Here is a 14513-nt window from a genome sequence, read left to right on the forward strand (position 1 = left end):
GCCCGGGACTCGAAGTGACGCGGCTGCTGCAGAACCCGCTGGGCCACCCCGCGCCCGAGGGCGAGCGGGGCGACATCGTCCGCGTCAGCGACGGGATGCGCACCCTGTACCTCACGCCTCAGGAGTTCGACGAGGCCAGCGAGCAACAGCTGCGCTACCGGCTGGCGGCCGAGGGCAGGACCCGCACCACCGCCCAGGGGAACTCGAGTCAGCTGCCTCCCTCGTGGGCGGAGTCGTAGCCGAGGTCGCCGTGCAGGTCGACCGTGAACGACGCGGTGCTCGCGGCCGTCAGGGAGATCGGCGACACGGCGCGTGGGCGTGGGATGTCCTGCAGGGCGGCGTTCACCTCGTGTGCGAGGTCGTAGCTGTAATCGCCCCCGCTGTCACCTTCGTGCGCACCCGACAAGACGTCTCCCTCCTCGGGTCGCCCCACGACCCGAACCCGACGCTGCGCTCATTTCACGCTGTGCGACCGTGTGCATCCGGTCGGTGTCGTCGATCATCGCTCGCGCGAGTGGCGCACGCAAGGGATCCGGACGCTCAGCCATCCAGGCGGACGAGCACCTTTCCGACGCCCGCCCCCGTGAGCACACCCAGCAGCGCGGCCGGGGCCTGCTCGAGACTCTCGTAGACGGTCTCCCTGGTCCGCACGCTGCCGTCAGCGAGCCAGCCGGCGGCGCGGGCGGTGTACGCCCCCATCTGGGGGAGGTAGGCGCCGACCTGCATCCCGCGCAGGGTGACCTGCTTCAGCACGGCCTGCACGAGGTTGGACGGGCCGGGCGGTGGCTGCACCGCGTTGTAGCCGCTGATCATCCCGACGAGGGCGACCCGGCCGCCGACGTGCATCGCGTCGAGGGCCGCGGCGAGGTGCTCACCGCCCACGTTGTCGATGTAGACGTCGATGCCACCGGGCGCGACCCTGGCGAGCTGCTCACCGACCGGACCTGCGCGGTGATCGATCGCCGCGTCGAACCCGAAGACGTCCACGAGCGCGGCGGCCTTCTCCGGGCCGCCCGCCGAGCCGATCACGCGGGCGGCACCCGCCTTGCGGGCGAGCTGGCCCGCGACGCTGCCGACGGCACCCGCCGCGCTGGACACGAACACGACGTCGCCCGGCCGCACCGGGGCGACGTCGGTGACGGCCGCGTACGCGGTGAGGCCGGTGGTCCCGAGCGGCCCGAGGTAGGCCTTGGCGGGCGCGATCGCGGCGTCGAGGACCGCGGCCGCCGACGCGTCGAGCACGGCGTGCTCGCGCCAGCCGAGGAAGTGCGAGACGGTCGCGCCGACCCCGATCGCGGCCGACCGAGACGCGACGACCTCCCCGATCGCCGAGCCCTCGAGGGGCTCACCGATCGCGAACGGCGGGAGCACGGGTGAGGGCCGGTCGTCCATGCGGCCCCGCATGTACGGGTCGACCGACATCCAGGTGTTGCGCACCAGGATCTGGCCGTCCGCGAGCTGCGGCAGCTTCGCCTCGGTGAGCGCGAGGTCGTCGAGCCGGGGCACGCCCACCGGGCGCGCAGCGAGGTGGATCTCCCGGGTGGTCTCCGGGAGGTTCGAGTTGGTCATCTGGGGCTCCGTTTCGGGGTTCGGACCAGTACGCCACCGACGGTGCCGCGGCCCGCTCCAGGTCTGCTCCAGGTCCGCTGTAGGGCCGCGCATTACGCTCCGCGGGTGCGTTTCGGGGTGCTCGGCCCGCTCGCGGTGTGGACCGCGAACGGGGAGCCGGTCCGCATCCCGGAGCTCAAGGTGCGCGCGCTGCTCGCGGACCTGCTCGTCCACGCCGGACGCCCTGTCGGGGTCGACCGCCTGATCGACGACCTCTGGGCCGAGCGGGCGCCGCGTGACCCGCTCGGCGCCCTCCAGACCCGGGTCTCGCAGCTGCGGCGGGCGCTCGGGCGGGACCTGGTGGTCTTCCAGCCGCCCGGGTACCTGCTGCGGGTCGGGGACGAGGCGCTCGACGTCACGCGGTTCCGGCGGCTCACCGCACGGGCCGCCGCGGCGGCCGACCCCCGCGAGCGCGCCGGGCTGCTGGCCGACGCGCTCGCGCTGTGGCGGGGACCCGCGCTCGCCGACTTCGCCGACGAGGAGTTCGCGCGGGCGGCGACGGCCCGGTGGGAGGAGGAACGGCTCGACGCGCTCGAGTCACGCGCCGAGGCCCGGCTCGCGCTCGGCGAGCACGGCGCGGTGGCGGCCGAGCTGGGCGAGCTCGTCGCCCGCCACCCGCTGCGCGAGCGGCTGCGGGCCGCCCACCTGCGTGCCCTGCACCGGTCCGGGCGCCAGACGGAGGCCCTCGCGGGCTTCCGCGAATTCCGCGAGCGGCTGGCCGACAAGCTGGGACTCGAACCCGGACGCGAGCTCGTCACGCTCCACGAGGCGATCCTGCGTCACGACCCGGCCGAGGAACCCGCGCCGGAGGTCGACGCGCTCCCCCGCACGAACCTGCCCGAACCGCTCACCGCGGTCGTCGGGAGGGAGGACGCGGTGGCTGCCGTGCAGGTCCGGCTGACCGGCGCGCGGCTGGTGACGCTGACCGGGCCGGGTGGGGTCGGCAAGACCCGGCTGGCCCTCGAGGTGGCCGCGGGGCTGCGCGATCCGGACGGCGACGGCCCGTGGCTGGTCGAGCTGGCCGCACTCGAGGCAGTGGCCGACACAGGGGCCGGCGCGACCGATGCGATCGCCACGTCCATCGCTGCCGCCCTCGGCCTGCGCGACGACCCGCGGTCCGCAGCGAACCCGGCCGAGCGGGTCACCGACGCCTTGCGGACGCGGCGCACGCTGCTGGTCCTCGACAACTGCGAGCACGTGGCCGGCGCCGTGGCGGACCTGGTCGACGCGCTGCTGCGGGCCGCGCCGGACGTGCGGGTGCTCGCGACCAGCCGCGAGCCGCTCCGGGTGGCGGGCGAGGCGCTGTGGCCGGTCCCGCCGCTCACGCTGCCCGCACCGGACGCGTCGCCCGCGCAGCAGCGGGCGACCGGGGCCGTGCGGCTCTTCGCCGCACGGGCCGCGGCCGCGGCCCCCGACTTCGTGCTCGACGACGCGACCGCCGCCGCGGTGGCCCGCATCTGCCGCAGGCTCGACGGCCTGCCGCTCGCACTCGAGCTGGCGGCCACCCGGGTGCGCGTGTTCGGCGTGCACGAGCTCGCGGACCGGCTCGACGGGCACGCCGACCGGTCTGGGCTGCTCGGCACCGGCCCCCGCGGCGCGCCTGCCCGCCAGCGGACCCTGCGCGCGACGATCGACTGGAGCTGGGGCCTGCTCGACGCCGCGGAACGCGTGGTGCTGCGCAGGCTCGCGGTGCAGGCGGGCGCCGCCCCGCTCGATACGGCCGTCGCGCTCGCCGGGCCCGACGCCGGCCGGGACGCGGTGGATGTGCTCGCCGGCCTCGTCGACCGCTCACTGGTGTCGGTGATCCCCGGCGGCGCGGGCGAGCCGACCCGCTACCGGCTGCTCGAGTCGGTGCGGGACTACGGGCTCGACCGGCTGGCGGAAGCTGGCGAGGTGGCCGCCACGCGGCAGCGTCACCTGGAGCACCACGTCGCGCTGGCGGAACGGGCCGCCGCTCGGCTGCGCGGGCCCGAGCAGGCCCGCTGGCTGCGCGTCCTGGAGAACGCATCGGCGGACCTGCGCGCCGCCCTCGACACGGCCGTGGCCACGAGAGCGGCCGAGGCCGCCCTGGGGCTGGTCGACGCGCTCGGCTGGCACTGGTGCCTGCTCGGACGCTGGAGCGAGGCGCTGCGGTGCTGCGCGCTCGCGCTGGGCGTGGCGGAAGGTCGCACCGATCTCGGCGCGCGGGTGGCGGTCTGGCAGGCGGGATTCTCGATGCTGAGCGGGTCCGGCGTCGACGTGCTCCCGGGAGCGCTCGCGGCCGCCGACGGGCTCGCCGACGCAGGTGGTCGCGCGCGGGCCCGCTGGTTCCTCGCGTTCGCCCACCGGGGGCGCGGAGAGCTCGCCACGACGGCGCGGCTCGTCGAGGACGTCGTGGAGCGGGCCGCGGCGGTGGGCGACCGGTGGAGCACCGCCGCCGCGCTCGCGGTGCGGGCCACGGTGGCCCGCGCCGGTGGTGCCCTCGACGCGGCCGCCCGGGACGCGGAACGCAGCGACCTGCTGTTCCAGGAGCTCGGCGACCGGTGGGGCAGGTTGCGGGCCACCACCACCCTCGCCGAGCTCGCGGAGATCGCGGGCGACTACGCCCGCGCCGTGCGGCTGCACCGGGAGGGCCTGCGGATGGCCGAGGAGCTGCAGCTGCGCGACGAGGCGTCGATGCGGCTCTCCGGGCTCGGCCGCATCGCGCTGCTGGCCGGGGACCTGGCCGAGGCCGACGCCCTGCACGAGCGGGCGCGCCGGATGGCCGTGCACGGAGCGCATCCCGTGGCCGAGGAGTTCGCCGAGATCGGGCTCGCGCTCTCGGCCCGCCGCGCCGGCCGGTTCGCCGACGCCGAGCGCCACCTCCGTCGCTGGATCGACTGGCTCCGCACCGTGGACGGCGAGCCCGGCCTCGCGCTCGTGCTCGCGGAGCTCGGCTTCGTGGCGGAGCAGCGCGGGGACCTCGCCGCCGCGCGGCGGACGCACCTCGACGGCCTTGCCGCGGCGCGGCGGGTCGGCGACCCGCGCGCGATCGCGCTCGCCCTGGAGGGCCTCGCCGGCGCACAGACCGCACGCGGGCCGGAACGCGCGGCCGAGCTGCTCGGGGCGGCGGAGGCCCTGAGAGCGGGCGTAGGGGCGCCGCTCCCGCCCTCCGAGCGCGGTGACGTCGACCGGATCAGCGGTCGGCTCCGGGAGACGCTCGGCGCTGCCGCGTTCGAGGAGCACGTGGCCCGCGGGGCACGGCGGGCCTGGCCCGAACTCGTGCCCGTGTGATCGATCTCTCGGCGGGGTCGGTCCCGCACCGCCGCGGTGCGAGACTCGCCGCCGTGCGCATCGCCGTCTGCACCGTGAGCCTGCCCGAGTGGACGCCGGAGGAGGCCGTCGCCGAGGTGGCGGCACTGGGGTTCGACGGGATCGAGTGGCGGGTGGCCGACGACCCCGGCACGGACGGCCCGCCCGGCTTCTGGCGCGGCAACCGCTGCACGCTCCCGGCGTCGACCTTCGAGCAGGACGCCGCGCGGATCAGGGAGCTGACCAGCGCCGCGGGCCTCGACATCCCCGCCGTCGGCCCGTACGCGCGCTGCGACGACCTCGACACGGTGGAGCGCCTCATGCGCGGGGCAGCAGCGCTGGGGGCGCCGCGGATGCGCGTGCAGGTCGGCGCGCCGGGCCCGGAGGGCTACCGGGAGACGTTCGCGCGGAGGCGCGATGAGTTCCGGGCGGTCGCCGACCTGGCGCTGCGCCACGGCGTGCAGGCGCTGCTCGAGCTGCACCACCAGTCGCTCGTGTCCAGCGCGTCGGCCGCGGCCCGCTTCCTCGACGGGATCGACCCGCGGGCCGTCGGCGTCATCCACGACGTCGGCAACATGGTGCGCGAGGGCTACGAGTTCGACCTGTGGAGCCTGGAGATCCTCGGCGAGCACCTCGCCCACGTGCACGTCAAGAACGCGGAGCTGCGGCCCGCGCCGGGCACGTCGCCGCCGTGGAGCTGGGAGTGGGCGCCGATGCGGACGGGCGCGGCCCCGCTGCAGCGGCTCTTCGACGCGCTCGCAGGGGTCGGCTACGACGGATGGGTGTCGCTGGAGGACTTCTCCACCGAGGTCCCGCTACGGGAGCGGCTGGTAGACGGTCTCGCCTACGTCCGGGAGCTCACCGCATAGTGCTGCACCCTTCCGGGTGAAGACCTGCCAGTACTCTGGCCGAACGGGAACGACAGGAGCACCGTCGCTCAGCGACACGCAGCAAGCGCGCGAGTCGCCGCCAAGAGGGAGCCCCTGGATGAGCCAGCGCACGTCCGCGCTCGCCCCGCCCGCAGCCCAGCACCGGCCCGCCGAGGCCATCGTCGTCATGGCGCAGGAGCCCGACGTGCCGGCGTGGGTGAAGCGAGCATGTCGGCGGTCCCGTCGGCAGGTGCGGATCGAACCCGCACCCGGGAGCCCGGAGGACCGCCTGCTCACGGTCGCCGCGCTCGCCGGGCGCAGCGTCCTCGTCGTGGGCCCGCCGGGCGACGGGCACACCCCCGGTGGGCGGGTGGTCGCCGCGGTCCGCGACCTCCCGTCGGACGCCGCGGTCCTCGCGGAGGCGGCCCTGGCCGCCACGGTGCTCGAGGCCGCCGTCGTGCCCGTCCACTGCGTCCCGCTCTCCTTCGGCGAGCGCAGCGTCGGGCTCACCGACGCGCTGGCCCGCGGGCACGACGTCCTCGACACGGCCGTCGCGCAGCTCGCGGCCGACGCCCCTGAGCTCAGGGTGGTCCCCCGCCTCCTGCGGATGCACCCCCACGAGCTCGTGGGCGAAGGGCTCGACGCCGACCTGCTCGTCCTCGGCGGGCCCCGCCACCGGATTCCCGCCCGCGTCGGGCTGGTGGGCTGCAGCGCCGTGCAGCACGCGCCCTGCCCCGTACTGCTGGCACCGCGGCCCGGCTGACGCCGAGGGGAGCACTAGTGCCCCGGCAAGGAAGGTTCGCCACGTAACTCGACGGCCCAGCTTCCCGCTGGCCGCACCGGCGAACCGGCCGAGTACGCCCGGTACGAGGCCGGTTCGCCGGCGCACCCAGCGGAAACCTGGATCCGCCGATTTACGCACCAACCTTCCTTGCCGGGGCACTAGTCAGCCGATCCCGAGCCGCGCGATCGGCTCGACCAGCTCGCGCTCCTCGTAGGCGAGGTGGGAGAGCAGCGTGTCGGTGAGCAGGTCGACCGCTGCGCGCAACGCGTCCCCGTCCTGACCGGCGACGAACGCGACCAGCGCGCGGTCGACCCGCTCCAGGACCTCATGGATCGCGTGGTGCTCCTCCTGGAGCCGCTCGACCACCGGGGCGAGGCGCGGGTCGCCCCAGCGCAGCCGAGGGAACATCGTCTGGTCCTCCAGCGTGTGGTGCATCGTGACCAACCGGCAGTAGGACTCGCAGTACGTGCCCACCGTCCAGTTGTTCTGCCGCAGGGTCATGGTCTGGATGTGCGAGCGTGCTTCCCCCGCGTCCACGGCACCGGAGACGACCTGTTCGACGAGGTCGCGCACCCGCGCGAGCTCGGAACGCAGGTGGTCGTGCACGTCGATGAGGTGCTGACCCCCGGCCAGCTCGTGCGGGGTGTAGGTGCGGTCCGGATCCGGCGCGGGCCCCGTGGGTCGCGCCGACTCGTCCCACACCTGGGTCGCGCTGCGGCGGAAACCGTCGTCGGGGGTGGGTACGACGGTGAAACCACCGCTACGCGCCACCGGGGCCTGCGGCTTCGTGGAACTCTCGGCGGACACCAGCTCGCGCACGGCCGGCGCCACCTCCTCGGCAAAGCGGTGCAGGTCGCCGGGATCGTCGCCGGCGAGGATGAACGCGCTGATCCCGTGGTCGAGGGCGAGCCCGGCGAGCTGCTCCGCGGACTGGTCGACGCCGACGTTGAGCAGCCTGCGGATGTCCCTCGGCGACCGGCCTGCCTCCCGTGCCGCGTCGTCGATGATCGCGTTGCCCGTGGCGAAGTCACTGGACTGCATGTTCGCGAGCGACGGCAGCCAGCCGTCGGCCGCCCGTCCGGTGAGGGCGAGCATGCGTGGCTTGTACGCGCCGAGCCAGATACCGACGTCGTGGGCGGGCGCCGGGCCGCGCTTGGCGCCGACCACGCGGTGGAACTCCCCCTCCACGCGCACTCCCCCGCGAGCACCGGCATCCCAGACCTGGCGGATGACGTCGATGGCCTCCTCCAGCGCGCGCACCCCCTGCCCGCCGGGCAGCCTGCGCCCGCCCATGGCCTCGATGGCCTCCCAGAACGCGCCGGCGCCGAGGCCCAGCTCCACCCGGCCGCCGGAGAGCAGGTCGAGGCTCGCCACGCTGCGGGCGAGCACGGCGGGCGGGCGCAGCGGCAGGTTCGTGACGTTCGCGGCCAGCCGAACGCTGCGAGTGCGGGCCGCGATGTAGGACAGCAGCGTCCAGGTGTCGAGGAAGCGCGGCTGGTAGGGGTGGTCCTGCACGGTCACCAGGTCCAGCCCGAGCCGCTCGCAGCGCTGCGCGAGGCCCACCACCTGCTCCGGGTCGGCCGCGAGCGGGGTGAGGAAGGAGCCGAAGAGCAGCGGGTGGCCGTAGTCGGTCATGCCCTCGATCCTATGCCGTACAGAACGTCTGCTGAACAGAACATATCATCGACGCTGTGACCTCGGGCGCACACCTGGCCTCGCGGTACTCATGTGTAGCGCGAACAAATAGGCCGAGCCAGCAGACGAGCATGCACGAGAGATGCCGACGTTCACGATCGCGAACATTCTCGACAGTTTCCGCCTGCGGCCTCGCGTCGCCACCCTAGGCTGATCATCAGCCCGGCTCGTCACGGCGAAGGCCGGCTCGCGACCCGCCCGAGCACCCACAGGAGAGAACAATGGTCAATGCTGACGGCTCACGGCCACCAGATGCGCCGAGACAGCCGAGAAGCCACCGGCGAAGAATCCTGCTCTGCAGCCTCCTAGCCGCATTCGCGGTGGCAATTCCAGCAGTCAGTGGCATTCAATCAAGCAGCATTGCGCTCGCCCAGCACGGGGATCGCGCGCACTGCGAGAAGTCATATGTTAGAATGCTCGACGGCGACTGCATGGGTGGCCGATACATCGTGACCTGGGAGAGTCGATGCGCTGATTGCGGCGGATTATGCGGGTCATGGATGACAGACGAGGGTCCCTGTTGACCGGGCAGAACGGAGAACAGCCATGGCACGGCTGCAGTCCTATGCCGAGGTTGTCGGCGCCGAGGAACTGACCGGCCCCCTGAACGCGACGGGCATGAGCCCTGGTCGGCCGCTGCGGGAATACGTCGACATGTCGAGAGGTACGTACCTCCTCGACATGCCCGTCCCCTCGGTCGACCGGCAACGTCTTCGCAAAGTGGCAGAGCTGAGCGGCGATGCCTCCCTACAGGAGATCGCGACCGCCGGCACAGTGTCGATATCACTCGAGCATCTCCGGAACCATGACACTGACAAGACACGCGTGCGAGTCGGCTACAAGATCGACTACTCCGAGGACGAGGTTCAGGAGCTCGGGATCGAGAACATCGACCCTCGATCGTGACGAGCAGCCGAGGCGGCCGGGCCGGACATTTCGTTCGGCGAGTGGTCATCGACACGCCATCCGCACATGATCGTGGATACCCTTTCGACCTCCCGCTGGTTCGAGCGATCCAACAGTCGGACGGTTTCGGCCTGAGCCCGGGGGTCACCGCAATCGTGGGAGAGAACGGCGTCGGGAAATCCACGCTGATCGAGGCGATCGCGGTTGCCCTCGGCCTCAACCCGGAGGGCGGCTCCCGATCGTTGCGATTCAGCACGCGCACGACGGAGTCCGAACTCGGCAAGTACGCTCGGGCAGTGCGCAGACCTGGTCGTGAGCGCCGAAGCTTCTTCTTGCGCGCCGAGAGCTTTTACAACGTCGCCACGCAGATCGAGCAGGTAGATGGCGGAAGTTCGGAAATACTCGCGGCGTACGGCGGCCGAAGCCTGCACACCCGATCGCACGGCGAATCCTTCATCGATCTCCTCCAACACCGGTTCGGCCCGTCCGGCCTCTACCTGCTCGACGAGCCGGAAGCAGCCCTCTCCGTCCAGGGATGCATGGCCGCACTCGCACTCATCGATCAGTACGTCAACTCCGGGTCTCAGTTCATCATCGCCACTCATTCACCCGTCCTGCTCGCGCTCCCCGGAGCCACCATCGTGCAGATCGAGGAGGACGGTTCGTTCCACACCGTCGACTACGACAGCTGCCGCACGGTATCCGCGATGCGCGGTTTCCTCAACGCACCCGAACGGGCGTTGCGCCATCTCTTGAGCGATGCCTAGGACCCGGAGGCAGCGCTGATCGGCGGAAGTGGTGCCACAACGTCAGTTCCAACACTGGGGTAGGCTCAACCGGCGTAAACGTCCTCGACGTAGCGGCCGCTGTGGCTCAGAGCGGCGAGCCACTCCTCGGCCAGCACCTCGCTGCTGCCGGTGCGGTCGCGACACAGCTGCATGAGGACCTCGCGGACCGCGGGCGCGAGCCGGCGCGCGTCGCCGCAGACGAGCACCCGGCCGCCGGCCTCCAGGGCGGACCACACCGCGTCGGCGTCCCGGGCCATCGCGTGCTGGGCGAAGCGCACCCCGCCGACCGGGCGCTCGCTGAACGCGGGGCGCAGCGTGACCACCCCGGCGGCGGCCGCCGCTTCGAGCTCGGCGCGGTGCAGGAAGTCCAGATCGGGGTCGTCGCAGCCGAAATACAGGGTCAGCGGCGCGAGGTCCGCCCCGTCCGCCTGCGCCTGCATCCGGTCGGCGACCACTCCGCGGAAGGGGGCGAGCCCGCTGCCCGCGGCGACCAGGACGGTCGGCTCCGCTGCGTGCGGGTCGACCCGGAGCACCTCGCGGCACGGCTGGAGGGTGGCGCGCACCTCGTCACCGGGCCGGAGCGCGGCGAGGTGGCCGGACCCGACGCCGCGGCGTCGCTCGCCGCTGGGCGTGCCGTACTCGAGGACCGAGACGAGCAGGTCCACCGCCGAGGGGCTGGCCGCCGGGGAGGACGAGATCGAATACGTTCGGGGCGCAGCGGCTCGAGCAGGTCGAGCAGGGTGGCCAGGTCGAGCCGTCCGCGCAGGGCGGGACTGCGCTCGACGAGCTCGACGAGGCCGGGGCGGGTCGCTTCGTCGGCCAGCGACCTGAGCACTGCCGCCTCGGGCGGGCACGGGTCCAGCTCGGCCATCCGCCTGGTCGCGGCCGCCCGCGCCGGGTCCTCCAGCTCCACGGTCTCCCGGAGCAGCCGGCGTACGGTGATCGGGACGCCCGCCGGCACCCCCTCGGTGCGGTCCCGCCGGCCGTGCTCCACGGTGACCCACCGGTCCCCGTCGAGGCCGAACGCGGCGAGCGCGCGGTCGACCAGCGCGTCCGGGTTGGCGACCCGGACGACGAGCTGGTCGCCGGTGCGGTACCGCTGCCCAGCTGGCATCGTCAGCCGGACCAGCCTCTTCGTGCGGCCGGGACGGCCCTCGTCTGTGAGCGGGCGGTTCTCCTCGACGGTGAGGGCGAGGGTCCCGGCGTGCAGGGCGGTGTCCAGGTCGGGCGCGGCGAGCTCGCGGACCCGGTACCCAGCGGCAACGGGCGCCGCCCGGGTCGTCTCCTCGCCGAACTCGTCGAGCAGCGTGGCGAGGGTGCCGTCGATCCAGGGCTCGGCGCCCGCGGCCAGGCCGATCGAGCCGTCTGCCTCGCCCCGCTCCACCAGCCGCTGCGCGCCGCCGGCTGCCAGCCGGTCGTCGATCAGGGTGGGGATCCGCTGGTAGGTCGCACTCCAGTTCCGGTCGCCGACCCCGAGCACGCCGTAGCGCACGCCGACGAACGCATCGGTCCCGGCGTCGTCCAGCTTGCCGACGAACTTCTCGGCGTCGTCGGTGGGTCGGCCGTTGTAGGAGGCGGCGACGACGAGCACCGGCCGGTTGGTCGGCAGCCCGTCGGCGGCGTCGTCGAGCGAGCCGCGGGTGGTCGTGAAGCCGGCGTCCTCGGCCCGGGCAGCGAGCGTGTCCGCCCAGCGGCGGGTCGAGCCGAGGTTGGAGCCGTGCAACACCAGCAGCGGCGTGCCCGGCGCCCGCCTCGTCGTCGTGGGCGACGCGGCGGCCGTGGGGACGGTCGTTGCCGTCGCCCGGTCCCCGGGTGTGCGCCTGCGCAGCCGCAGGGTGAATCCCTCCGGCTTGACGGTGAGGGCCTGGTTGATCTTCAGCCGGTAGTTCGTGTGATCGTCGAGGGTGAAGCGGTGCAGCAGCAGACCGAGCACGAGGGTGGCCTCGTGCAGGGCGAAGCGGCTGCCGATGCAGGCCCGCTCCCCGGTGCCGAACGGCTTGTAGGCGTGCGGCGGGCGGGCGGCAGCCCGCTCGGGGGTGACCCGGTCCGGGTCGAACGCCTCCACATTGGGGCCCCACACCGGGTCGCGGTGCAGCGCGGGCACCACGACGGCCACCGGCCGCCCCGCGGGCACCCGGAAGCGGCCGCCGATGACCGTGTCGGTGTCGGAGACGCGGTTGAACACCGGCGCGGTGGGCCACAGCCGCAGGGTCTCGTCGAGCACCTGCCGCACGTAGCGCAGCCGCGGCACGTCCTGCGGGCCGGGCTGCGGGTCGTCCTCGGGGCCCCACAGCGCGTCGACCTCAGCGGTGGCCCTGGCCAGCGCGGCTGGGTTCTTCACCAGCGCCTGCAGCGCGAACGACAGGGCCCCGGAGGTGGTCTCGTGCCCGGCGACGAGGAAGGTCAGCACCTGGTTGCGGATGTTGGCGTCGTCGAGTGGGGTGCCGGAGGCCGGGTGCACCGCGTTCAGCATCAGGCCGAGCAGGTCGTCAGTGGAGGTGTCGCCGCTCGACCGGCGGGCTTGCAGCACCTCGTCGATCAGGCCCTGCACGTGCTGCGCCCGCCGTTCCTGCGCGGCGTCCTCGCGACGGTGCAGGAAGTCGCTTCCGGGCAGCCTGCGCAGCAGCCGCTGGTTGTGGGCCAGCGATGCCTGCAGCGACACCACGAACGGGTGCGGCTCGGTGCGCCGGAACGAACCGAAGTCGTAGCCGAAGCCCGCCCGCCCGATCGTGTCGAGGGTCAGCGCGGTCAGGTCACCGACGACGCCGACCGGGCTCCCGTCCTCGGCAGCGGCGTCCCACCGTCCGCACAGCTCGTTCGCCACGGCGAGCATGGCGGGGTGGTAGGTGTCGATCTCGTCGAGTGTGAACGCGGGAACGAGGATGTCGTGGGCCTTGGCCCAGTTCGGCTCGTCGTTGTGCGCGGTGAACAGGCCGTCACCGACGACCCGGCGCGCGAGCTGCAGGCCGCGCCCGACGAACTTGGCGAAGCGGGTGTCGTCGCAGAGGTCGGACACCACGTCGACCCGGCCGGCCAGCAGCATCCTGCGGCCGAACGTCGTGCGGGAGACGAGGCTGCCCAGCTCGTCGAAGGCCGGCACCAGGTCGAACACGCTGTTCCCGGCGGCGTGGCCGCCGACGTCGCCGAGCACCGGGAGGCGAGCGCGGCCGAGCGGCGGGACGGTGGCCGGATCCGGCTGCGGGAGCTGGGTGGTCACCGGATCTCCTTGTCGGCCGGCTGGCGGATCACGCCGCGCAGGGTGCTGGTGAAGACGGCAGTGACGGCGGCCTGATCGACCTGGTCCGGGTCGGTGCCGTGCTCGAGGGCGAGCCCCATCCGCAGCGCCTGGAGGGTCAGGGCGAGCTGCTCGGCGGGCACCGTGAGCTCGATGCCGAGCTGGGCACAGCCATGCGCGAGGACCGCGGCGAGCTCGTCGCGCAGGGCCCTGCGCACCCCGACGTACACCTGCCGCACCTCGGGATCGTGGGCGGCACGCTGGGCGATCTCGACGAGCAGCCGGCTCCACGTGCTTTCCTCGACGATCCGCCGCGCGAAGACCTCGGCGATGTCCTCCAGCGCCGACTCGGGGCGGTTCTGGGCACGCACCTCGACCGTGCCGACCGCGAGCTGGGTGCGCGCGTGCTGATCGATCAGCTCGGCGAGCAGGGCGTGCTTGCCCTCGAAGTTCGAGTACACCGCGCCCTTGGTGAACCCGGCCGCATAAGCGATCTCCTCCAGCCGAGCGGCCTCGAAGCCGCGCCGGGCGAAGACCTCCGCCGCCGCGTCGAGCAACCGGCGGCGTACTTCGTCGCGCCGGACGCGCGGGACCGGCCCGGTCACGAGGACACCTCCACCTCGTGAGTGGGCACGTCGCCCGTGGCGGTTCGGTCGAGCATGCGCCACGACAGGAGGCCCAGCAGCAGGAAAGCGGGCGGGCCCAGCACGAACTTGGCCACGCCGAGCGCGACCACCATGTCCGCGGCGTACAACGGCAGCCCGACCGCGAGGTGCAGCACGCACAGTCCGGCCCACAGGGCCGTGACTCGCCTGTGCGTCGACACGTCACCGGTCAATCCGGCGTATCGGGTCAGCCGTGCCGTGACCGGCCGCCCGGCGACCAGGGAGACCACGAACACCAGCGTCAGCGCGATGTTGAACAGCAGCCACGGAAGGAAGTAGTCCCGCCCCTCGCCGGTGGCCACGACCGTGCCCGCGTGCAGCAGCACGAGGCCGAAGGCCGCGAACACGACCGTCGGCCTGCGTCGGCGCAGCAGCCGCAGGCCGACCAGCACCAGCCCGGCCACCACCGCCGCCGTCACCCCCACCGCCACCCCGGCCATCTCGTGGCCCACGAGGAACGCCACGTTCGGCACGACGGCATCCACCGCGTGCCGTCCCATGTCATGGCCCGGCGGAGGGGCCTTCAGTCGAGCTTTCCGAGTCACAGCCATGCTTCGTACGATACTTCTGGGTATCGGATACGTCGAAGTATCGAGCTGAGATGCGCTCAGGTTCCGGGCAACAGCGCCCGTCCGGTGCGTCGTGTTCGCCATGCATTTGAGGATCGCGGGATCATCTCGTCGCAGATGATCT

General features: G+C 73.3%; 13 protein-coding genes. 6 read left to right on the forward strand and 7 right to left on the reverse strand.

Annotated features, from left to right (window positions below; genetic code table 11):
• Window positions 1-14: 14 nt before the first annotated feature.
• Entirely contained in the window at window positions 15-239 is a 225-nt protein-coding gene (locus K1T35_RS27200) for a hypothetical protein (RefSeq protein ID WP_220254662.1), read from the forward strand.
• Here the strand turns inward: K1T35_RS27200 and K1T35_RS27205 are convergent.
• Window positions 209-406, reverse strand: coding sequence for a hypothetical protein (locus K1T35_RS27205; RefSeq protein WP_220254663.1), 198 nt, complete (start codon window positions 404-406; stop codon window positions 209-211). The two genes, K1T35_RS27200 and K1T35_RS27205, sit on opposite strands and share 31 nt — an antisense overlap.
• A gap of 134 nt (window positions 407-540) precedes the next feature.
• A complete protein-coding gene (locus K1T35_RS27210; RefSeq protein WP_220254664.1) occupies window positions 541-1569 on the reverse strand; it encodes an NADP-dependent oxidoreductase in 1029 nt (342 codons plus the stop codon).
• A 105-nt stretch (window positions 1570-1674) separates the two neighbouring features.
• Here K1T35_RS27210 and K1T35_RS27215 point away from each other — a divergent pair, with 105 nt between their 5' ends.
• The 3 genes from K1T35_RS27215 to K1T35_RS27225 all read left to right on the forward strand — a co-directional run bounded on the left by K1T35_RS27215 (window position 1675) and on the right by K1T35_RS27225 (window position 6510).
• Window positions 1675-4860: a BTAD domain-containing putative transcriptional regulator gene (locus tag K1T35_RS27215; protein WP_220254665.1), complete on the forward strand. Its 3186-nt coding sequence runs from the start codon at window positions 1675-1677 to the stop codon at window positions 4858-4860.
• 53 nt (window positions 4861-4913) lie between these two features.
• Window positions 4914-5747: a sugar phosphate isomerase/epimerase gene (locus tag K1T35_RS27220; RefSeq protein ID WP_220254666.1), complete on the forward strand. Its 834-nt coding sequence runs from the start codon at window positions 4914-4916 to the stop codon at window positions 5745-5747.
• Between the two features lie 118 nt (window positions 5748-5865).
• Entirely contained in the window at window positions 5866-6510 is a 645-nt protein-coding gene (locus K1T35_RS27225; protein WP_220254667.1) for a hypothetical protein, read from the forward strand.
• Between the two features lie 183 nt (window positions 6511-6693).
• Here K1T35_RS27225 and K1T35_RS27230 read toward each other — a convergent pair whose 3' ends face one another.
• Complete coding sequence (locus K1T35_RS27230; protein ID WP_220254668.1) at window positions 6694-8166, reverse strand: LLM class flavin-dependent oxidoreductase; 1473 nt, start codon at window positions 8164-8166, stop codon at window positions 6694-6696.
• A gap of 606 nt (window positions 8167-8772) precedes the next feature.
• On the opposite strand from K1T35_RS27230, the gene K1T35_RS27235 reads away from it, so the two are divergent.
• Both K1T35_RS27235 and K1T35_RS27240 read left to right on the forward strand, forming a co-directional pair.
• Complete coding sequence (locus tag K1T35_RS27235) at window positions 8773-9132, forward strand: hypothetical protein (protein ID WP_220254669.1); 360 nt, start codon at window positions 8773-8775, stop codon at window positions 9130-9132.
• Window positions 9133-9173: 41 nt separating this feature from the next.
• Window positions 9174-9899, forward strand: coding sequence for an AAA family ATPase (locus tag K1T35_RS27240; protein ID WP_255620776.1), 726 nt, complete (start codon window positions 9174-9176; stop codon window positions 9897-9899).
• A gap of 65 nt (window positions 9900-9964) precedes the next feature.
• Here K1T35_RS27240 and K1T35_RS27245 read toward each other — a convergent pair whose 3' ends face one another.
• Genes K1T35_RS27245 through K1T35_RS27260 form a run of 4 tightly spaced genes read right to left on the reverse strand, consistent with a single transcriptional unit; the run spans window position 9965 to window position 14371 of the window.
• Window positions 9965-10360 (reverse strand): hypothetical protein, encoded by a 396-nt coding sequence (locus K1T35_RS27245; protein WP_255620777.1) that lies wholly within the window; start codon window positions 10358-10360, stop codon window positions 9965-9967.
• Complete coding sequence (locus tag K1T35_RS27250; RefSeq protein ID WP_220254672.1) at window positions 10321-13137, reverse strand: cytochrome P450; 2817 nt, start codon at window positions 13135-13137, stop codon at window positions 10321-10323. Before K1T35_RS27250 ends, K1T35_RS27245 begins: the two co-directional genes overlap by 40 nt.
• Window positions 13134-13760 carry a TetR/AcrR family transcriptional regulator gene (locus K1T35_RS27255; protein WP_220254673.1) on the reverse strand — a complete coding sequence of 209 codons (627 nt, stop codon included), beginning with the start codon at window positions 13758-13760 and terminating at the stop codon, window positions 13134-13136. Before K1T35_RS27255 ends, K1T35_RS27250 begins: the two co-directional genes overlap by 4 nt.
• Window positions 13757-14371: a DUF3159 domain-containing protein gene (locus tag K1T35_RS27260; protein ID WP_220254674.1), complete on the reverse strand. Its 615-nt coding sequence runs from the start codon at window positions 14369-14371 to the stop codon at window positions 13757-13759. Before K1T35_RS27260 ends, K1T35_RS27255 begins: the two co-directional genes overlap by 4 nt.
• Window positions 14372-14513: the final 142 nt, after the last annotated feature.

The sequence above is a fragment of the Pseudonocardia sp. DSM 110487 genome, from assembly GCF_019468565.1.
Taxonomy (GTDB): domain Bacteria; phylum Actinomycetota; class Actinomycetes; order Mycobacteriales; family Pseudonocardiaceae; genus Pseudonocardia.